This window comes from Rhizobium sp. SYY.PMSO (assembly GCF_046840415.1).
Classification (GTDB): domain Bacteria; phylum Pseudomonadota; class Alphaproteobacteria; order Rhizobiales; family Rhizobiaceae; genus Rhizobium.
In genome coordinates this window covers 1,485,697-1,504,458 of the sequence record NZ_CP177350.1, presented here as the reverse complement: position 1 = coordinate 1,504,458, position 18,762 = coordinate 1,485,697, and the positions used below count along the sequence as shown (strand labels likewise).

Annotated in this window: 18 protein-coding genes; 7 read left to right on the top strand and 11 right to left on the bottom strand. The window is 62.5% G+C overall.

Features of this window, described 5'->3' with window-relative positions; genetic code table 11:
• Positions 1-36: 36 nt before the first annotated feature.
• The 5 genes from ACJJVH_RS25215 to ACJJVH_RS25195 all read right to left on the bottom strand — a co-directional run bounded on the left by ACJJVH_RS25215 (position 37) and on the right by ACJJVH_RS25195 (position 4,957).
• A complete protein-coding gene (locus tag ACJJVH_RS25215; protein ID WP_412065458.1) occupies positions 37-867 on the bottom strand; it encodes an alpha/beta hydrolase in 831 nt (276 codons plus the stop codon).
• Between the two features lie 37 nt (positions 868-904).
• Entirely contained in the window at positions 905-2,152 is a 1,248-nt protein-coding gene (gene kynU / locus ACJJVH_RS25210; protein ID WP_412065457.1) for a kynureninase, read from the bottom strand.
• A 19-nt stretch (positions 2,153-2,171) separates the two neighbouring features.
• The gene (locus tag ACJJVH_RS25205) at positions 2,172-3,095 is read right to left on the bottom strand and encodes an ABC transporter permease (protein WP_113357823.1); all 924 of its coding nucleotides are present in this window, start codon (positions 3,093-3,095) and stop codon (positions 2,172-2,174) included.
• A gap of 7 nt (positions 3,096-3,102) precedes the next feature.
• Positions 3,103-3,882 carry an ABC transporter ATP-binding protein gene (locus ACJJVH_RS25200; RefSeq protein WP_112798533.1) on the bottom strand — a complete coding sequence of 260 codons (780 nt, stop codon included), beginning with the start codon at positions 3,880-3,882 and terminating at the stop codon, positions 3,103-3,105.
• Positions 3,883-3,970: 88 nt separating this feature from the next.
• A complete protein-coding gene (locus ACJJVH_RS25195) occupies positions 3,971-4,957 on the bottom strand; it encodes an ABC transporter substrate-binding protein (RefSeq protein WP_112800122.1) in 987 nt (328 codons plus the stop codon).
• Between the two features lie 184 nt (positions 4,958-5,141).
• Between ACJJVH_RS25195 and ACJJVH_RS25190 the strand changes: the two genes are divergently transcribed.
• Together ACJJVH_RS25190 and ACJJVH_RS25185 are read left to right on the top strand one after the other, a co-directional pair.
• On the top strand, positions 5,142-5,888 hold the full coding sequence (locus ACJJVH_RS25190; protein ID WP_113357753.1) for a GntR family transcriptional regulator: 747 nt from the start codon (positions 5,142-5,144) through the stop codon (positions 5,886-5,888).
• Positions 5,889-6,031: 143 nt separating this feature from the next.
• On the top strand, positions 6,032-6,985 hold the full coding sequence (locus ACJJVH_RS25185; RefSeq protein WP_412065456.1) for an NAD-dependent epimerase/dehydratase family protein: 954 nt from the start codon (positions 6,032-6,034) through the stop codon (positions 6,983-6,985).
• Positions 6,986-7,007: 22 nt separating this feature from the next.
• On the opposite strand, the gene ACJJVH_RS25180 is transcribed toward ACJJVH_RS25185, so the two are convergent.
• On the bottom strand, positions 7,008-8,219 hold the full coding sequence (locus ACJJVH_RS25180; protein WP_412066222.1) for a TIGR03862 family flavoprotein: 1,212 nt from the start codon (positions 8,217-8,219) through the stop codon (positions 7,008-7,010).
• A 285-nt stretch (positions 8,220-8,504) separates the two neighbouring features.
• Between ACJJVH_RS25180 and ACJJVH_RS25175 the strand changes: the two genes are divergently transcribed.
• The 4 genes from ACJJVH_RS25175 (at position 8,505) to ACJJVH_RS25160 (ending at position 12,542) form a co-directional block, all read left to right on the top strand.
• The gene (locus ACJJVH_RS25175) at positions 8,505-9,212 is read left to right on the top strand and encodes a TetR/AcrR family transcriptional regulator (protein WP_112800115.1); all 708 of its coding nucleotides are present in this window, start codon (positions 8,505-8,507) and stop codon (positions 9,210-9,212) included.
• 128 nt (positions 9,213-9,340) lie between these two features.
• Positions 9,341-10,495 carry a Gfo/Idh/MocA family protein gene (locus tag ACJJVH_RS25170; RefSeq protein WP_412065455.1) on the top strand — a complete coding sequence of 385 codons (1,155 nt, stop codon included), beginning with the start codon at positions 9,341-9,343 and terminating at the stop codon, positions 10,493-10,495.
• A 15-nt stretch (positions 10,496-10,510) separates the two neighbouring features.
• Positions 10,511-11,686: a dihydrodipicolinate synthase family protein gene (locus ACJJVH_RS25165; RefSeq protein ID WP_113357750.1), complete on the top strand. Its 1,176-nt coding sequence runs from the start codon at positions 10,511-10,513 to the stop codon at positions 11,684-11,686.
• Positions 11,687-11,717: 31 nt separating this feature from the next.
• Complete coding sequence (locus tag ACJJVH_RS25160; RefSeq protein WP_113391985.1) at positions 11,718-12,542, top strand: sugar phosphate isomerase/epimerase family protein; 825 nt, start codon at positions 11,718-11,720, stop codon at positions 12,540-12,542.
• 84 nt (positions 12,543-12,626) lie between these two features.
• Here ACJJVH_RS25160 and ACJJVH_RS25155 read toward each other — a convergent pair whose 3' ends face one another.
• Positions 12,627-13,733: a branched-chain amino acid ABC transporter substrate-binding protein gene (locus tag ACJJVH_RS25155; protein WP_113357748.1), complete on the bottom strand. Its 1,107-nt coding sequence runs from the start codon at positions 13,731-13,733 to the stop codon at positions 12,627-12,629.
• 410 nt (positions 13,734-14,143) lie between these two features.
• On the opposite strand from ACJJVH_RS25155, the gene ACJJVH_RS25150 reads away from it, so the two are divergent.
• Positions 14,144-14,968, top strand: a complete 825-nt coding sequence (locus tag ACJJVH_RS25150) for an aminoglycoside phosphotransferase family protein (protein ID WP_412065454.1) — start codon at positions 14,144-14,146, stop codon at positions 14,966-14,968.
• A 61-nt stretch (positions 14,969-15,029) separates the two neighbouring features.
• Here ACJJVH_RS25150 and ACJJVH_RS25145 read toward each other — a convergent pair whose 3' ends face one another.
• From ACJJVH_RS25145 to ACJJVH_RS25130, 4 genes are read right to left on the bottom strand one after another with little or no spacing between them, the layout of a single operon-like run.
• The gene (locus ACJJVH_RS25145; protein WP_412065453.1) at positions 15,030-16,415 is read right to left on the bottom strand and encodes an FGGY-family carbohydrate kinase; all 1,386 of its coding nucleotides are present in this window, start codon (positions 16,413-16,415) and stop codon (positions 15,030-15,032) included.
• Entirely contained in the window at positions 16,412-16,738 is a 327-nt protein-coding gene (gene rhaM, locus ACJJVH_RS25140) for an L-rhamnose mutarotase (RefSeq protein WP_412065452.1), read from the bottom strand. Before rhaM ends, ACJJVH_RS25145 begins: the two co-directional genes overlap by 4 nt.
• Entirely contained in the window at positions 16,735-17,748 is a 1,014-nt protein-coding gene (locus ACJJVH_RS25135) for an ABC transporter permease (RefSeq protein WP_113370677.1), read from the bottom strand. The genes rhaM and ACJJVH_RS25135 overlap by 4 nt, the downstream gene beginning before the upstream one ends.
• A complete protein-coding gene (locus tag ACJJVH_RS25130; RefSeq protein ID WP_112798510.1) occupies positions 17,745-18,749 on the bottom strand; it encodes an ABC transporter permease in 1,005 nt (334 codons plus the stop codon). Before ACJJVH_RS25130 ends, ACJJVH_RS25135 begins: the two co-directional genes overlap by 4 nt.
• Between the last annotated feature and the right edge of the window lie 13 nt (positions 18,750-18,762).

Sequence of the window (18,762 nt, the reverse complement as noted above, 5' to 3'; positions counted from 1 at the left end):
CGGCGGGGGCCTCATCCCGAGGTGATTGCGCGACCTCTATTCTGCCAGCAGGGTTCGCGTCAGCGAATGCCCGACATCCATAAGGCCGTCCAGCACGGAATAATGATGCTTGTCGGGTTCGATCACCGCTTCCGTCGCCGCGCCAAGTCCCGTCCAGATATTGGCGAGCAGCGCGTTCTGGCGGATGAACTCGGCACGCTCGGCGCCGCCGACCCAGCAGGTGAGGCGGATGGCATCCACCGGCTCCAGCAGGACCGGGCTTTCGGTCTGTGCTTCGGCCGCATCGATACGAAGTTCCTTGTTCATTTTGCGCTTCATGATGGGGCGCAGGTCGTGCACGCCGGAAATGGCAAGCACATGCCGGATACGCCTGAGGATCGTCCCGTCAAGCGGCGACGTCGTCGTCATCATGCGGGCGGCAAGCTGGCCGCCGGCCGAGTGTCCGGTGAGGACGATGGGGCCGTCGACCGACGCGGCAGCCGCCGTGATCGCGGCCGCAATCTCCTTGCCGATGCCGGTGATGCGGTTTTCCGGGCAAAGCGTGTAGGACGGGATTGCGACGGCGTAGCCGGCCGCGATTGAGCCGGCTGCGAAGTGCGACCAGTAGCTCTTGTCGAGCTGCAGCCAGTAGCCGCCGTGGACGAACACCACCAAACCCTTTGGCTGGCCTTCGGGCAAAAACAGATCGAGGCGATTGCGCTGCGACGGGCCATAGGCAATATCGAGCTTTGCGCGTCCCGCCGCGAGCAGATTGTCGCGGAAGGTTTTGGCCGGTTCGACCCAGGCCGATGGCCAGCGATCGCCGTCGACGATATAGGCGCCGTTGGTGTAGGCGCTCTCCCAATCGACGACCTTGAAATAGCTCATGTCCAGTTCCCTCTTTCCGGCCGCCGGCGTTTGCGGATCAGGTCACGGCCGAGCGCACGGCAAAGCGTGCTTCCTTCCATGATCCGCTGCTCAGGATGTCCTCCAGGACTTTTGCGGCCCGCCAGACATCACGATAGCCGACATAAAGCGGCGTAAAGCCGAAGCGCAAGGTCGAAGGCGCCCGGAAGTCGCCGATGACGCCGCTTTCGATCAGAGCCTGCATGATCTCGTAGCTGTTGCTGTGCTTGAAGGAGACCTGGCTGCCGCGCTTCCCGCTGTCGCGCGTCGTCTCCAGCTCTACGCCATATTGGCCGCACGTCGCCTCGACCAGCCGGATGAAGAGATCGGTGAGCGCTATGCTCTTTTGCCGCAGGGCATTCATGTCGACTTCGTCCCAGATGGACAGCGCGCCCTTCAATGCCCTCAGGGACAGGATCGGCTGCGTGCCGCAGAGGAAGCGCTTGATGCCGGCGTCGCCGTCAAAGCTTCGTTCGAACGCGAAGGGGCGGGCATGGCCCCACCAGCCGCTGAGCGGCTGGACGATGGATGTGTGATGGCGTTTCGCCGCATAGATGAAGGCCGGTGCGCCGGGACCGCCATTCAGATACTTGTAGGTGCAGCCGACGGCGAAATCGGCGCCTGCACCGTCGAGGTCCACCGGCAGGGCACCGGCGCTGTGGCACAGATCCCAGATGACAAGCGCACCGGCTGCCTGGATGCGCTTCGTCAGCGCAGCCATGTCGCGCAATTCGCCGCTCTTGTAGTTGACATGATTGATGAGCACGACGGCGACGCTGTCGTCGATGAGTTCCTCTATAGTCTCGGCATCCCGCCCCTCCAGGCGGAGCGTCAGGCCGGGGCGCGTCGAAACGACCCCTTCCGCCATATAGAGGTCTGTCGGAAAGCTTTCACCCTCGGCGGCGATGACGTTGCGGCCAGGCCGCATCGCGAGAGCCGCATGCAGGGTCTTGTAGATATTGATCGAGGTGGAGTCGGTGACTACGGTCTGGCCTTGGGCGGCGCCGACCAACCGGCCGATGCGGTCGCCAAGCTCGATCGGCAGCTGGAACCATCCGGCGCTGTTCCAGCTGCGGATCAGGCCGTTGCCCCATTCCTCCATGGCAGCCTGGCGCACCTCGGCAAAGACTTCGTGCGATGCCGCGCCGAGCGAATTGCCGTCGAGATAGATGACACCGGAAGGCAGGGCAAAGCGGCTGCGAAACGAGCGCAGCGGATCGGCCTCGTCCATGGCCTCGACGGCGGCGAGATCGGGTAGGCTATTCATACTGTTTTGCCTCTTAAGCTTATTCGCGAATGGTTTCTCTGGTGGCCGCTCCGCCACGGCTACGGCGAATGCTCGGCAGCGCCAGCATGATGAGCACGAAAAGGCCTGTTGCGAGCTTCAGGTTCGGCGGCGGCATGCCGGCGGCAAGGCACAGCGATACGAGCTGATAGTAGATGATCGAGCCGACGAAGGGCGCCAGCAGCTGACGCACGACTGTCTGCTTGCCGGTGAAGGCCTCGCCGATCATGAGCGCCGCAAGGCCGTTGATCAGGATGCCGATGCCCATGTTGACGTCGGCAAAGCCCTGCGACTGGACCATGAGGGCACCGCTGCTGGCGGAAAAGGCGCTTGCGATGCCGACGCCGCCGATGGTGGCCGCCCAGACATTGATGCCCTGGGCCTCGGCCATGTCGGGGTTGGAGCCGACGGCGCGCATGGCCGTGCCCTTCTCCGTCTTGAAGTAGAGATTGAGGGCGATCAGCACGACGATGGCGAGCAGGCCGGCGATGACGATCTTGCTGGCGGGAAAGCCGGGCGCCGTGAAGGGCACCCAGTCGAAGACCGTCGGCGAGCCGAAGACGGACAGGTTCGATTTGCCCATGATGCCGAGATTGATGCTGTAGAGCATGGTCGACATCAGAATGCCGGCGAGCAGCGTGTGAATGCGGAAGCGAAGATGTATGAAGGCCGTGCAGCAGCCCGCGGCGAGGCCGACGACAAAAGCCGCGGCGATGGCGAGCGGCGGCGTGACACCGGCAGCCAGCAATATGCCGCAGACGCAGCCGCCGAGCGGAAACGCGCCTTCGCTGGTCAGGTCCGGAAAGCTCAGCATTCGAAAGGGGATCATGATGCCGAGGACGACGAAGCTCAGAATGAAGCTCTGCGCCAGCGTGACCGGGATGAGCGAGATGAAGCTCGATACGGTTGTCTGAATGAAATCCATCATGATGTCAGCTCACCAGCAGCATTCGGTCGGTCTTGACGGCGAAGTGGCCGATCAGCTCGGGCACTGTGATGCGCTGCTTGCCTTCGCCGGAAATTTCGAGATGGACGCGGCCGGCATCGAGCATGATGATGCTGTCGCCGAAATCGACCGCGTGCTGCATGTTGTGCGTCACCATCAATGTCGTCAGCTTCAGCGCCTCGACGGTGCGCACCGTTGCCTGCATGACGATGTCGGCCGTGCGCGGATCGAGCGCTGCGGTGTGCTCGTCGAGCAGCAGCACATCCGGCGAACCGCCCACCGCCATGATGAGCGACAGCGACTGGCGCTGACCGCCCGAAAGCAGCTCCACCTTGGTATCCAGGCGGTTCTCCAGGCCCAGGCCGAGAACGGCGAGGCGTTCCTTGTAGGCGGCGAGGCGGGCGGCGTTGAGGCCCGGCCGAAATCCTCTGCTCTTGCCGCGCAGCTCGGCCAGAAGCATGTTCTCGCCGACGGTCATGCTGGCGGCGGTTCCCTTCATCGGATCCTGGAACACGCGGGCCAATCGTGCCGCGCGCTTATGAACGGGCATGTCGGTGACGTCGTTGCCGTTGATGAGGATCTGGCCGGAATCGAGACTGAGCGCGCCCGAAATCGCATTCAGCATGCTGCTCTTGCCGGCGCCGTTCGAGCCGATGACGACACCGAATTCGCCTGTTTTGAGGGAGAGCGTCAGGCCGTTGAGCGCGATTTTTTCGTCGGGCTGGCCTCTGTAGAAAACCTTGCGCGCGGATTTGATGTCGAGCATCCGTGCCTCCCCTGCAGTGTAGGGTTATAAAATGGCGGCGCTTTCAACGCCGCCATGGATCGGATTGATCCTTGGAAGATGCCGCCAATTACTTCGTGAAGCAATTGCAATCGGCAAGCGATGCGGGCACTTCTGCGCCGAATGCCTTCAGCACGGCCTTGTTGATCAGCGGCGCATGGTCTTCATAGGCGGGGAGCGCGGGCTTGATCGTCTTGGGGTCGGCACCCTTGAGGATCTGCACGGCGATCTTGCCGGCATTTTCACCGACCTGCTCGTAGTTCACGGCAAAGCTTGCCGGCACGACGCCATTGCGAACGGCGGCGTCGTCTGAATTGACGATCGGGATCTGCGCCTGGCGGGCGGCGGCGGCAACGGCGGGGATCGCCGGCTGCAGCAGGTTCGAAGCGGGCGTGTAGATGACGTCTGCCTTGCCGGCGAGCGATGCGATGCGCTGCTGGATGTCGTTGACGTTGTCGACGCCGACGGGCACCACTTCGAAGCCGGCGGCCGGTGCGGCCGCCTTGACCTTGTCGATCAGTGCGACGTCGTTGGCCTCGCCCGGGTTATAAGGCACGCCGATGCGCTTGGCATTCGGAAGCAGCTTCTTGGTGAAGGTCAGGATGGCGGAAATGTCCTGCAGGTCGCTTGAGCCGGTGATGCCGTCGTCGCCCGCATCCCACGATGGAACGAGCTTTGCGGCGACCGGATCGGTCACGGCGGTAAAGACGATCGGGATGCCGGAGCCGGCGAGCGCCTTCTTGGCGATCTGCGATACGGGCGTCGTGACCGTGTACATCAGCTTCGGATGTTCGGACTGCAGCTTGGCGATCATCTGCGGCACCAGCGAGGCGTCGAAGCTGGTGTTGCTTTCCGAGTAGACGACATCCTTGCCTTCGACGAAGCCGTTGTCGGCGAGCGCCTTCTTGAAGCCGGCGATCGATGCGTTGAGCTGGGGATGCTCGCCGAAATTGGCGATTGCGATCTTGATGGGCTCGGCGGATGCCGTGGTGACGCTTGCCATGAAGGCGCCGGCTACAACGAGGCCGGACAGCCACTTGGACGTAGATCTGCTCATATTTTCCTCCCGAATGTCAAAAGGAGCCGTCTTCCATCGGCCCTCTTGGGCAGGGATCATAGCGACTGCTGCAAGCCTGTCAATTTGTGATATATGATATTCACCAGACGAGGCTTTAATATATAATTTCCCGATTTGGGGATTTTATATATAATCTGGCATTGGGAGGATCGGGACGAGCACAATGCAGGACAAGGATGCCTTGAGCAAAACCGAAGCAGCCTACTGGCTGCTGCGACGCGACATCCTCAATACCAGGCTGAGGCCCGGCGCGTCCCTGCGGCTCAGTGCCCTTCGGGACGCCTATGGCGTCGGCTGGACTCCGCTGCGCGAGGCGCTGTCGAGATTGGAGGCGGAAAAGCTTGTCACCGCGATCAGCAATCGTGGCTTTGCGGTCGCCCCCGTCTCGCGCGCCGAGCTGGAGGATCTGACGAGGGCGCGCATGTTCGTGGAACTGCCTCTGCTGATGGAATCGATCGAGAAGGGCGGTCCGGATTGGGAATCGGCGGTCGTGACGGCGCATTATCGCCTGTCGCGCTGCAAGATCGTGGCCGATTCCGCTTCAGAGGAAATGGCGGACGAATGGGATGAGAAGCACACCGCCTTTCATGCCGCGCTGGTGAGCGCGGCAACCTCGAACTGGCTTTTGCGTTTCCAGTCGACCATCATCGACCAGCTGCGGCGTCATCATCGCTTCCTCGGCCTGGCGCCGACCCAGCGCGCGGCGGCGGGCCTGTCGATCGGTTATGAAAAGGCGGTCGCCGCCCTGCAGGACGCCATGGCGATCGAGCACCACACGGCCCTGATGGAGGCCGCCCTCGACCGCGATCTGGAGCGCGCCAAGGCACTGATGACCGAGCATATAGGTTACACGCTGGAGGTCTATATCCGTTCGGAGGACGAGGCTGAGGAGCCGGCGGTATCGAAATAGCGAGCCGCCGGGCGCTCCCGGCAAAATCGAGAGCCTCTTCATTGTTCAGGTGACAAAGCCGCTCGCTCTCCTATTCTTATGGGCAGATCCATCCTCGATTTTCAGTGGCAGGCGATTTCGATCTCGTTTGCCGGGAGACCATCATGACGCGCACAGTGGTTATCGGAGCGACCGGCCATGTCGGCACCTATCTCGTGCCGCGGTTGGTGGAGGCCGGACACGAGGTCGTGGCGATCAGCCGCGGGCAGGCGCAACCCTATTCGCCAAACAGGGCATGGGATGAGATCGAGATACGGACGATGGATCGCGCCGCGATGGAGAGGGACGGCAGTTTCGGACCGGCCATCCGTGCGTTGAAGCCGGATATCGTGATCGACATGATCTGCTTTACCCCCGACAGCGCAAAGCATCTGACGGAGGCGCTTGCCGACCATATCGGCCATTTCCTGCATACGGGCACGATCTGGACGCACGGCTTTCCCACCGTCGTTCCGACACCGGAGGAGGCGCCGAAGCGGCCCTTCGGCGACTACGGCATCCAGAAGGAAGCCATCGAAACATATTTGCTGGAGGAAGCGCATCGTAGCGGATTTCCCGCAACCGTCATCCATCCCGGCCATATTGTCGGACCCGGCTGGGCGCCTCTCAATCCTGCCGGGCACTTCAATCTGTCGGTATTCTCGACCCTGGCCCGCCATGAAACGCTCATCTTGCCGAATTTCGGTCTGGAGACGGTTCACCATGTCCATGCGGACGACGTCGCGCAGATGTTCATGGGGGCGATCGCCAACTGGCGCGCTTCGACCGGAGAGGCATTTCACGCGGTTTCAGGCGGTGCGCTCACGCTCAGAGGCTATGCGGAAGCCATGTCGCGCTGGTTCGGACACGAACCCAGGCTTGAGTTTTTGCCTTACGAGACATGGGCTGAAAGCCAGATGCCGGAGGATGCGCAGGCAACATGGGAGCATATTGCCAGAAGTCCGAATTGCTCGATTGCCAAGGCCGAGCGACTGCTTGGCTACCGGCCTCGCTACACGTCGCTGCAGGCTGTTCAGGAATCGGTCGCCTGGCTGATGGCGAAGGGCCGGATCGGCTGACGGGCCGCGCATCGAGGATGGCTCAATTGTTCATGAGCCAGGAATCCATGCCGTTGGCCGCGGCGCGGCCTGTCGCAAGGCAGGCCGTCAGGAGATAGCCGCCGGTCGGCGCTTCCCAATCGATCATTTCGCCGGCGACGAACATGCCGGGGAGTTTTTTCAGCATGTAGCCGTCATCGAGCTCATCCCACAGGATGCCGCCCGCCGACGAAATGGCCTCGGCAATGGGCCTGGGTCTCAGCAATGGAATAGGTAAGGCTTTGATCAGGCTCGCAAGCCGCTCCGGGTGCGAAAGAGCGGCGGCATCGGCAAGCTCGCGCAGCAGGCCGGCCTTGACGCCCTCGATACCGGCCCCTTTGCGCAGGCGGTTGGAAAAGCTGGCTTTCGGATCCTGCCGCGCCAGATCGCGCATCAGCCGCTGCTCGCTGCGTCCGGGCGCCAGATCGACCACGAGCGAAGCCTCGCCTTTTTTCGTCAAGCGATCGCGCAGCGAGGCGGCATGTGCATAGACGAGGCTGCCTTCGATCCCGGTCGTGGAGATGACGAATTCGCCTGGAAAAGTTCCCGCCTCCGACGTTGCCGTCACGGCCTTGAGCGGCTCGCCGGCGAAACGTTCGCCGAATGTCGCACTCCAGGTGACGTCGAAACCGCAATTGGCCGGCTGGAAAGCGGCGATCTTCACCCCCCTGTCGCGAAGCCAGCTCACCCATGCCGCATCCGACCCCAGCCGGGCATAGCTCGCCCCGCCCAGCGCAAGCAGAACGGCGTCATGGCGGATAAGCCGGCGTCCCCGGGGTGTTTCGAATGCCAGGAGATTGCCATCGAACCCGCACCAGCGATGCCGTGTCAGGATGCCGACGCCGCGTGCCTCCAGCCTTGCGAGCCAAGCGCGCAGCAGCGGCGATGCCTTCATGGCTTTCGGGAACACGCGGCCGGAAGAGCCCACGAAGGTTTCTGTTCCCAGCCCTTCCGCCCATGCCTTGACATCGTCGGGCCTGAATTCATCGAGCGCGGGGCGCAATCGGGCCGAAGTTGCGCCGAAACGACCGGCAAAAAGCCGGTAATCTTCCGAATGTGTGATGTTGAGACCGGATTTTCCCGCCAGCAGAAACTTGCGCGCGACCGTCGGCATACCGTCATAGACGGTGACGCGATGACCGAGCAGGGATAGGGTTTCCGCGGCCATCAGGCCCGCAGGCCCGCCGCCTATGATTGCAATCTGTTTTTCCGTCATGGTCATCCGGTGCCGCTCCCTGTTGTTCTCTAGGGCCGGACCGGCCCGGAAAGCAAGATCGCTGCAATGTCCCGGCCTGTCCGAAGCGCCGGCCGAGGCGGTCCCGGCGAATGCGGCAAGCTGTTTTTCCCGGCGGTCTTTCACGTCATATCCGCATTTAAATCGATATAACCGTATAGTTACTATGGCTCCGGATTCGCCAGGGACTGTCAACTTATGCGATGATCGTTTACTTATCGGCGCGAGAAGGGGCCGCATAAGCTCTGAGAAATGCCGGGAGCCATGATGTCGGAAGCCAAAGCCGTGAAGCGCAGCGCAAAGAGCCCGGATCTTGCGGATGCAGAACAAACCTCTTCGCGCAAGGCTTCGGAACGGCCCCGTCTGCGGGATGCGGAGCGCACCAGCAAGGCGATTCTGGCTGCCGCAACCAGGGAATTTGCCGAGCGCGGCTATGGCGGCGCGCGCGTCGATGCGATAGCCGAGCGCGCCAAGATCAACAAGCGGATGCTCTATCATTATTTTGGCGGCAAGGACGCGCTTTACGTCGCCGTTCTGGAAGGCAGCTATATCGCCATTCGCTCGGCGGAGGCGAAGCTCGATCTTTCCCACCGCTCGCCGGCGGACGGCATGCGCGAACTGGTGGTCTTCACCTGGCAGTATTTTCTGGATCACCCCGAATTCCTCGGGATTCTCAGCACGGAAAACATGCACAAGGCGCGCTTCCTGAAGCGTTCCGCCCGCATTTTCGAGCTGCATTCGCCGCTGGTATCGGAGATTTCGAGCCTGCTCGATCGCGGCGCCGCGACAGGCGTCTTCCGTGCCGGTTGCGATCCGGTCAAGATCTATATGAGCATCGCCGCGCTCGGCTCGTTCTTCCTGACGAACCGCTGGACGCTCTCGACGATCTTCCGCCGCAACCTCTCGGACAAGGCCGAAATCGACGCCTGGGGCGAGCATATCGTCGACGTCATCTTCGCGTATTTGCGTCCGTAAGACTCGCCGTGCGCTAGCATCCGCAACTGCCGATAACTGCCGCTTCGGCCATCGAGGATGGCCGTTGACAGGATGGTTTGGTCATGTCAGTTATGTAACTATATAGTTATTTACGGGAGGAAGAACTCATGGCAACGAAGCCGATCGGCATCATCATGCATGGCATCACCGGCCGCATGGGCTATAACCAGCATCTCGTGCGCTCCATCCTGGCGATCCGCGAACAGGGCGGTGTTTTGCTGTCGAACGGCGACAAGCTGATGCCCGAGCCGGTGCTTGTGGGGCGCAATGCCGAAAAGATCGAGGCCATCGCCCGCAAGCACGGTCTTTCCCGGACGACGACCGATCTCGATGCCGCTCTTGCCGATCCGGACAATACGATCTTCTTCGATGCCGGCTCGACGCAGATGCGTGTCGATCTGCTGGAGCGGGCGATTGCGGCCGGCAAGCATGTCTATTGCGAAAAGCCGATTTCCGAGACGCTTGAGGAGGCGTTGTCGGTCGCTGCTTCCGCTGAGCGCCGCGGCGTCAAGAACGGCGTCGTCCAGGACAAGCTGTTCCTGCCGGGCCTGCGCAAGATCGCCATGCTGCGCGACAGCGGCTTCTTCGGCAAGATCCTCTCCGTGCGCGGGGAGTTCGGCTACTGGGTCTTCGAAGGGGATTGGGGCGTCAAGGCGCAGCGCCCCTCCTGGAACTACCGAAAGAAGGACGGCGGCGGCATGATCCTCGATATGCTGCCGCATTGGCGCTATGTGCTCGACAATCTGTTCGGCGACGTCAAGTCGGTCAGCTGCCTCGGCGCGACGCATATTCCGGGCCGTGTCGATGAGAACGGCAAAGCCTATGCCGCCGACGCCGACGATGCCGCCTACGCCACCTTCGAGCTGGAGGGCGGCGTCATCGCCCATATCAATTCCTCCTGGGCCGTCCGGGTCCGTCGAGACGATCTCGTCACCTTCCAGGTCGACGGCACTCACGGTTCCGCCGTCTGCGGCCTGATGCGTTGCTGGACCCAGCATCGGGTCAATACGCCGAAGCCCGTATGGAATCCAGATCAGCCGCAGCCGATCAACTTCTTCGACACCTGGGACGAGGTGCCGGACACGCAGGTCTTCGACAACGGCTTCAAGGTGCAATGGGAAGAGTTCCTGCGCCATGTCGCCGAGGACGCGCCGTGGAAGTTCACGCTTCGCGAGGGCGCCAAGGGCGTGCAGCTGGCGGAGCTTGCGCAGAAGAGCTGGGCCGAACGTCGATGGATCGACGTGCCGTCCCTCTCCGCTTAGCAGGGGGCGGCTCTGATGACGAAAAGCCTTCGTTTGCCAACGGCCGGTGGCGCCATCGTTGCGTTTACTCCCGCCAGCGAGCCGCTGATAGCGCCGGTAAAGCCTGCCGGCGGCTATCGTTTCAATCGCGTCGCATACGCCGCCGCGCATGTCGTGGTCGATGCGCTTGCCGACAACGATCCCTGGCTCGACCGGAATATCGACTGGGAGCGCACAATCGCCTTCCGCGAATATCTGTGGGGTCTCGGTCTTGGCGTCGCTGAGGCGATGGACACCGCCCAGCGCGGCATGGGTCTGGACTGGACCGGCGCGAAGGAGCTGATCGCGCATGCGCAGTCGGCGGCCCGCGGACGGCCGGATGCGCTGATCGCCTATGGCGCCGGGACCGATCATCTGCAACCGGGTTCCGATGTCACGATAGACGATGTCATTGCCGCCTACGAAGAGCAGGTTGCCTATGTGGAAGGGCAGGGCGGCCGCGTCATTCTCATGGCGAGCCGGGCTCTTGCCGCGGCCGCCAGGAGCGCGGACGATTATGTCCGCGTCTACGACCGCATTCTCGGCCAGGTCAGGGAGCCGGTCATCATTCACTGGCTCGGTTCGATGTTCGATCCGGCTCTCGCGGGCTATTGGGGATCGGCCGACGACACGCAGGCCATGGAGACGGCGGTTGCGATCATCAACCAGAACGCGGCCAAGATCGATGGCGTGAAGATATCGCTGCTTTCGGCGGAAAAGGAAATCGTCATGCGCCGCCGGCTCGATCCGTCGGTCAAGATGTATACCGGAGACGACTTCAACTATGCCGAACTGATCGCCGGCGACGAGCAAGGCTATTCGCATGCGTTGCTCGGCATCTTCGATGCCATTGCGCCGGCGGCAAATGCTGCTTTGGCGAAGCTCGCGCAGAACGATCTCGACGCCTTCCATGCAATCCTGGCGCCGACCGTGCCGCTATCGCGCCATATCTTCAAGGCGCCGACGCGCTTCTACAAGACCGGTGTCGTCTTCCTCGCCTATCTCAACGGCTTCCAGGATCACTTCCAGATGCTCGGCGGCCAGCAGAGCGCCCGTTCGATCCAGCATCTTTCGGAACTGTTCCGCCTGGCGGATACGGCGCGGGTGCTGCGCGATCCCGACCTGGCGGCCTACCGCATGAAGGCAATCCTTGCCACGGTCGGCATCGAGTAGCGGATAAGAGGATCGGGGGAGGATCATCGCGATGGCCATAGAGGGTCTATCCATCAATCTGGCGACGGTGCGCCAGCAATACGACATGCGCCAGGCGGTCGAAGCCTGCCTGAAACAGGATATCGTCGCAATCGCCCCCTGGCGCGATCAGGTGCACAAGATCGGGCTTGCGGAAGCCGCGCGCATCGTTGCCGACAACAAGCTGAAGGTGACTGGTCTTTGCCGCGGCGGCATGTTTCCCGCCGCGAGCGCCGAAGGCCGGGCAGCGGCAATCGACGACAACAAGCGCGCGATCGACGAGGCGGCGGCGCTGAATGCCGATTGCCTCGTCCTTGTCGTCGGCGGATTGCCGGAGGGGTCGAAGGATATTGTTCAAGCCCGCGAGATGGTGGCGGATGGCATCGCCGCGATCCTGCCTCATGCCCGCAGCGCGGGAATTCCGCTGGCGATCGAGCCCCTGCATCCGATGTACGCGGCCGATCGCGCCTGCGTGAACACGCTGGAACAGGCGCTCGACATCTGCGATCTGCTGGGCGAAGGCATCGGTGTCGCCATCGACGTCTACCATGTCTGGTGGGACCCGAAGCTCCACGAGCAGATCGCGCGGGCCGGTGCCGGCGGCCGTATCCTGGCCCATCATATCTGCGACTGGCTCGTGCCGACGGCGGACCTGCTGCTCGATCGCGGCATGATGGGCGACGGCGTCATCGACCTCAAGCGCATTCGCGCCGAGATCGAGAAGGCAGGCTTTTTCGGCCTGCAGGAAGTCGAGATCTTCTCGGAGAACAACTGGTGGAAGCGGCCGGGCGAGGAGGTTCTCGCGACCTGCGTCGAGCGCTTCCGCACCGTCTGCTGAACCACTGCCGCTCCGGTGAAGAGCGGCAAAAAAAGCCGGGCCAGCAAGTGGCCCGGCGCTATTTCACAGCGTTGATGCGACGGCTTATTCGGCCGAAACGATCTTGCCGCCTTCCCACTTGTAGAGCGAGAAGCTCTGCGAGGTCAGGTCGCCGGTTTCGCCGTAGGTGACTTTGCCAATGGCGGTATCGATCGGCTCGCCCTTCTTCAGGGCGGTGCCGACGGCTTCGGCATCGTCTGCCTTGCCGGCCTTTTCGATGCCGGCCTTCAGCACCTGTACGGCGGCATAGGCGTTCAGCGTGAAGGCTTCCGCCGGGATATTGCGTGCCTTGAGGGCTGCAACGGCGCTCTGCGAATCCGGGTTCTTCAGCGCGTCGGATGCGTTGGTGAAGAGCGTGCCGGCAGCCGAATCGTTGGCGATTGCCCAATATTCGGTGTTGGAAAGGCCATCACCGCCGATGATCTGTGCCTTGACGGAGATGTCGTGCAGCTGGCGGGCAAGCAGGCCCGCTTCCGGATGATAGCCGCCGAAGTAGATCACTTCGACGCCCGCCTGCTTCAGCTTCGCGGTCAGGGCGCTGTAGTCCTTTTCACCGGGAGTCAGAGAGTCGTTGACGACCTCGGTGACGCCGCCCTTGTTGAGGGTCGCCTTGAAGGCATCGGCCAGGCCCTTGCCGTAGGCGCCCTTGTCGTTGAGGATTGCGATCTTCTTGTCCTTGAAGTGATTCAGGACGTAATCGGCGGCAACGGTTGCCTGCTGGTCGTCGCGACCGCAGGTGCGCAGGATGTTGGTCAGGCCGCGATTGGTCAGGTCCGGAGCCGTTGCGGTCGGCGTGACCATCAGGATGCCGTTTTCGGCCAGCGCGTCGGAGACCGGGATGGCGACGCCCGAGGTTACCGGGCCGACGACGAAGCGGATGCTGTCGCCGACGAAGCCGTTGGCGACGGATACGCCCTGCTTCGGGTCGCCGGCGTCGTCGCCGAGCTTCAGAACGAGCTTCTGACCGAGAACGCCGCCGCTCTTGTTGATTTCGTCGATGGCGGTCTGCGCGCCGTTCTTGACCTGCTCGCCATAAGCCGCGACCGGGCCGGTCAGCGGCGCGATGAGACCGATGGTGATGTCCGCATGTGCGAGAGGTGCGAAGGCCAGCGAAGCGACGAAGGTCGCGGCCGTCAATGTCTTCAGACTCATGTTAGCTCTCCTTGGATGGGCGCGGCAGCGCCCTTTGAACCCGCCTGCAATCACCTGTCCCGACGCGCAAACTGCCGTGAGGCGTTCTTTTCGAAAGAGACAAAGCTGATATCGAAGCCGATGATCGCTTTCGGACATTTTTTTTGATCTCGAAAGCGCCCATGAGGGTATTTTGTGTAGGAATATTGCGACGATTCCGCAAGAAAATAACCGTTGCGGCGACAATTTTGACGATTTTTCGCAAACTTTCAACGAGGGATGGTTGTTGTATCCGCGCGGCCAATGCCTAAGTGATATGGCGGTCCGCTACGGTGGGTCTAAGAACGGAAATCGTCGCCTGCAGGATCCCGTCCGTTGAGGTGCCAATGCCGCTTGTCGTGGGACGACGTAAGCCGGGGAGCTGATGCCGCGTGAATGAGAACAAAGATGCGGAAATCTATTTCGACCTCTGGCGGCTGATCCCGGACGGCGCCCCGTTTGCGACGCATTCCAGCCGGCTTTTCCCCGTCGGCCGGGACGGCCAGCCTGCCATGCTGAAGATCGCCGTCGAACCGGAGGAGAAACGGGGTGCCGCCCTCATGGTCCGGTGGAATGGCGTTGGCGCGGCCCGTGTCCTTGAGCATCAGGACGATGCCATCCTGCTGGAGCGAGCGCGGGGCCATCGATCTCTCGCTGACATGGCGAGGAATGGCCGGGATGACGAGGCAAGCCGCATCATCTGCGGAGCCGTTGCTGCGCTGCATGCATCGCGCGGCGCATCCTTGCCGCAATTGATGCCGCTAACCCATCGATTTCGTGCCCTCGAAGCCACGGCTTGTCGCGAGGGCGGCATCTTCGTGCGGTCTGCGGCCACCGCCGCCACGCTGCTCTCCGAGCCCCGCGATGTCGTGACCCTGCATGGCGACGTTCATCACGGCAATATTCTGGACTTCGCGGAACGAGGCTGGCTCGCAATCGATCCGAAAGGCTTGCAAGGCGAGCGCGGCTTCGACTATGCCAATCTCTTCTGCAACCCCGATAATGCCGTCGCAATCGCTCCCGGCCGCCTCGCGCGGCAGGTTCACGTTGTCGCCGAAGCGGCGCGCCTCGAACCCCGGCGCCTCCTGCAATGGATTGTCGCCTGGGCCGGCCTTTCGGCGGCGTGGATGATCGAGGACGGCCAGAGCGACCAGGTGCAGTCACCCCTCAACGTCGCGGACATCGCGGCGGCAGAGCTCGACGGGATGAGCGTCTAGAGCAACTCCAGGAAAGGCGCGCAGCGGTTGTTCCTCCGCAATTGCGTAAAAACAAAAGGTTCTAGTCGGCCAAGGCATCGCGCCAGGCTTGCCGATAGGGTCGCATTCCCTGTAGATCTGCGCGAAGCGGGGCCTTTTCCGCAGCCGCGGGCGGGCGAATTCCCGTCAGCAGGGCAGCGCCCTGGCTGGTCCCCGTCGAGCCCGGCAAGGCGATGACATCGCTGCCTGTCACCGCAGCCAACGCGGTGAGATAGGCACGATTGAGAGCAAAAGGCCCCTCGACGAACACCGGTCCCTTGGCGCCGATCAAATCGAGGCAGGCTTCCGTCATCAGGGCGAGGTACAGGTTGACGGCCGCGAGCCGTTCGGCCGCCTCTGCCGCGCTGCCGCCGGCCCATCGCATTTTCCTGCCCGGAAAAGGCCCGGAGCCCTCGACCACGTTGGGCAGCAGCATCAGGCCCTTCCCGATCGCGGTTTCAAGCGCGGCCTCGACGGCGCCGGACGGTGCGTCGCCGATTTCGGCAGCCAGAATCTCGAACTCGCGGCCGCCCATGAAACGGGCCGATGGCACGGCACGGCCATAGGCATCGACATTGGCAAGCGCGTCCCGTTTGGGATCGAGGTGCTCCAGATCGCCGCCGACACCGAAGCTGATGACCCATGTTCCCGTGGAAACCACGGCGAAGGGCGCCTCGTTTTCCACCAGATGCGGCAGAAGCGACGCGTTGGAATCATGGATGCCGCAATAGACGGGGACTGCCTTCGCAAGTCCCATCTCGCCGGCAAGCGCCGGCAGAACCGGCCCGAGCGCATCGAAAGCCGAGCGCACGGGCGCCATCAACGCGCGAATGCCAAGTGTGTCGACCAGGGACGAATAATTTTGGGTGTTCGGGTTCCAGAGATCGGTGTGGCAGCCGAGCGAGGTCACTTCGTTGGCCGCGACGCCGCTCAGGCGGAATGCCCAATATTGCGGATAGGTCAGGATCGTGGCGACGCGGGAGAAGTCTGCGGGAAATGTGCTTTTCAGATAGTGGATCTGCGCACCGACATTGAGCCCCATCGACAGGCGCGGCGAAAACGTCTCGGCAAATTTTGGCCGCAAACGCTCATAGGCGTCCGCTATGGCCCGGGGATAGCCATGCTCATAGTCGAGAACCGGCATGGCAAGACTGCCATCGGCTGCAAGCATCGCCGCCGATGCGCCATGGGTGGTGATCGATATGGCATCGAACCCCGGCGTTTGGGCGAAGTTTTTCAGGGCCGAGACGATGAAACCCCACAGTCCTTCGATGTCGTAGTGCGGGTATGGCCCCGTCTTCAGAACGCCGTTGGCGGTCTTGACGGCGGCAATCTCGGCGCCGGTTCCGGCGTCGAGCACGACCACCTTGGCGTTGGTCTTGCCGATATCGATCACGGCGATATGGCGGTAAGCTTTCGCGGTGCTCATGGCAGATGAAAGACCGTGACGAGATCGCTCTGAATCGGCGAGTTATCGGGATTGGCCGCCATGATGTCGGACATATGCGTCCACCATTTCTTCATGACGGGGTGTTCCGGCAGGCTCGCCATGGTGTGATCCTTCGGCCGTGTCAGCACGCCGAAAAGCGTGTTCGTCTCGCGGTCGAGATGGATGGAATAGTCGCTGACCCCGGCCTGATGCAGCAGGTCGACAAGTTCGGGCCAGATCTCGTCGTGGCGCTTGCGGTATTCCGCTTCCATGCCGGGATTGAGCGTCATCTTGAAGGCGTGGCGTTCGAGAGCCGATGTCATTTGGAGCTCATGGTCTTGATGCGCCTGGCCACGATCGGAAGCGCGATGGTGATGATAAGGAGGAGGCCGATGAAGATCGACATGACGATGCCGGGAACGTTGAGCAGACCGAGGCCGAAGGTGACGAGGCCCATCACGAAGGCGGCGATGACGACCCCGCCGATGGTGCCCGAGCCGCCGAGGATCGACACGCCGCCGAGCACGACCATCGTGACGACCTCCAGTTCCCAGCCGAGCGCTATCGACGGGCGCGTGGAGCCGAGGCGCGAGGTGAGGCACACGGCGGCGACGCCGCTCATGATGCCGGTCAGGAGAAACAGGATGAACTTGACCCGCTCCACCGGGATGCCCGAGAAGCGCGCGGCGAAATCATTGTTGCCGATGGTATAGACCTGACGGCCGAAATTCGTCGCATGCAGCAGGATCGCAAAGGCGATCGCCAGAACGATGAACAGGACGAATTCGAACGAGAAGACCCAGACGACGTAACCCTGGCCGAAATAGGCGAAACTATCCGGGTAATTGCCATAGGCCTGATCGCCGAGCACGATATAGGAGATGCCGCGGAACAGGCTCATCGTGCCGATGGTGACGACGATCGACGGCAGTTTCAGCACGGAGACCAGGAAGCCGTTGAAGATGCCGCAGACGAGGCCGACGCCGAGGCCGATCGCAACGAGGCCGGGCGTGTCGACACCGACCTGCGCGGCGGCCCCCATGGCCGTCGAGGCAAGCGCGATGATCGCGGCGACCGAAAGATCGATCTCGCCCGCGATGACCAGCAGCGCCATGGCAAAGGCGATCATCGCCTTTTCGGTGAAATTGAACGTGGCGTCGGAGAGATTGTAAGGATCGAGGAAATAGGGCGAGGCCAGCGAATTGAAGATGAAGATGGCGATGGCCACACCGAAGAGCAGCATCTCCCAGCTCGACATGATGCGCTTGAAGGGCGTGCCGAGGCGATCTGGAATGGCGCGCTTTTCCGTCGACGTTTGCGAAGGGCTGCTCATGCGCTTGCTCCCTGGCTGGCGGTATCCTTTGCGGCCTGATCCCTGAGAATGATGCGGCCGCGATTGCGTTCGCGCCGGGCGTTGAAGACGACCGCAAGGATAATGACGGTGCCTGATATCGCCATCTGCGTGAACGGCGAAATGCCGATGACCGGAAGGGCATTCTTGATGACGCCGAGGAACAGGGCGCCGAGCACGGCGCCGGCCACCGAACCGACCCCGCCGGCAATCGAGATGCCGCCGATGACGCAGGCTGCGACGCTGTCGAGCTCGAAACCGTTGGCGATATCGACATAGGCGACGGCATAGCGCGACACCCAGAGATAGCCGCTGAGTCCGGCGAGGGCGCCGGAAAGGACGAAGGCGAGGAAGCGCGTCCTGCCGACATCGACGCCGGCATAAACGGCCGCGACCGGATTGCCGCCGCTCGCGTAGGCCGAGCGGCCGAACTGCGTATAGCGCAGCAGCAGATACATGATCAGTACGATGGCGATGCCGATCCATGCAAGCACGGGCAGGCCGAGAAGCGGCGTGCGCGGCACGTTGAGAAAGACCGGGGTGAACTGATGCGCGTTGACCCAGGCGCCGCCCGACAGCACGAAGGCCATGCCGCGATAGATGGTCAACGTCCCGAGCGTCACGACGATGGGCGGGATCTCCAGCACCCAGACGAGATAGCCGTTGATGGCGCCGAGAACCGCCCCCATCACGACGGCGGTGACGACGAGCGCGATCAGCGGAATGTCGGGATAGGCTGCATTCAGCATCGCGACGGCCATGCCCGTCAGCGCCAGGTTGGCAGCGACGGACAGATCGATCGATTTCGTCAGGATGACCGTCATCTGGGCAAGCGCCAGAATGATGAGGATCGATGTGTCGTTGAAGATATTGGCGAGATTGGCCGGCTCGGCAAAGCCGGCAGCACGCGTTGCGAAGCCGGCGATCATCACGACGATGATGATGGCAAGCAGTGTTTCGCGCTTTTTGAGGATGCGTGGCATCCCGTCCTCCCTA

What these genes read in the sequence shown, in the direction of transcription:
- ACJJVH_RS25200 (WP_112798533.1), bottom strand. Translation starts at nt 3,882, where the DNA reads ATGCTCGACATCAAATCCGCGCGCAAGGTTTTCTACAGAGGCCAGCCC.
- ACJJVH_RS25160 (WP_113391985.1), top strand. Translation starts at nt 11,718, where the DNA reads ATGGCCATAGAGGGTCTATCCATCAATCTGGCGACGGTGCGCCAGCAA.
- rhaM (WP_412065452.1), bottom strand. Translation starts at nt 16,738, where the DNA reads ATGACATCGGCTCTCGAACGCCACGCCTTCAAGATGACGCTCAATCCC.
- ACJJVH_RS25215 (WP_412065458.1), bottom strand. Translation starts at nt 867, where the DNA reads ATGAGCTATTTCAAGGTCGTCGATTGGGAGAGCGCCTACACCAACGGC.
- ACJJVH_RS25185 (WP_412065456.1), top strand. Translation starts at nt 6,032, where the DNA reads ATGACGCGCACAGTGGTTATCGGAGCGACCGGCCATGTCGGCACCTAT.
- ACJJVH_RS25130 (WP_112798510.1), bottom strand. Translation starts at nt 18,749, where the DNA reads ATGCCACGCATCCTCAAAAAGCGCGAAACACTGCTTGCCATCATCATC.
- ACJJVH_RS25155 (WP_113357748.1), bottom strand. Translation starts at nt 13,733, where the DNA reads ATGAGTCTGAAGACATTGACGGCCGCGACCTTCGTCGCTTCGCTGGCC.
- ACJJVH_RS25170 (WP_412065455.1), top strand. Translation starts at nt 9,341, where the DNA reads ATGGCAACGAAGCCGATCGGCATCATCATGCATGGCATCACCGGCCGC.
- ACJJVH_RS25165 (WP_113357750.1), top strand. Translation starts at nt 10,511, where the DNA reads ATGACGAAAAGCCTTCGTTTGCCAACGGCCGGTGGCGCCATCGTTGCG.
- ACJJVH_RS25145 (WP_412065453.1), bottom strand. Translation starts at nt 16,415, where the DNA reads ATGAGCACCGCGAAAGCTTACCGCCATATCGCCGTGATCGATATCGGC.
- ACJJVH_RS25135 (WP_113370677.1), bottom strand. Translation starts at nt 17,748, where the DNA reads ATGAGCAGCCCTTCGCAAACGTCGACGGAAAAGCGCGCCATTCCAGAT.
- ACJJVH_RS25195 (WP_112800122.1), bottom strand. Translation starts at nt 4,957, where the DNA reads ATGAGCAGATCTACGTCCAAGTGGCTGTCCGGCCTCGTTGTAGCCGGC.
- ACJJVH_RS25180 (WP_412066222.1), bottom strand. Translation starts at nt 8,219, where the DNA reads ATGACGGAAAAACAGATTGCAATCATAGGCGGCGGGCCTGCGGGCCTG.
- ACJJVH_RS25205 (WP_113357823.1), bottom strand. Translation starts at nt 3,095, where the DNA reads ATGGATTTCATTCAGACAACCGTATCGAGCTTCATCTCGCTCATCCCG.
- ACJJVH_RS25175 (WP_112800115.1), top strand. Translation starts at nt 8,505, where the DNA reads ATGTCGGAAGCCAAAGCCGTGAAGCGCAGCGCAAAGAGCCCGGATCTT.
- kynU (WP_412065457.1), bottom strand. Translation starts at nt 2,152, where the DNA reads ATGAATAGCCTACCCGATCTCGCCGCCGTCGAGGCCATGGACGAGGCC.
- ACJJVH_RS25190 (WP_113357753.1), top strand. Translation starts at nt 5,142, where the DNA reads ATGCAGGACAAGGATGCCTTGAGCAAAACCGAAGCAGCCTACTGGCTG.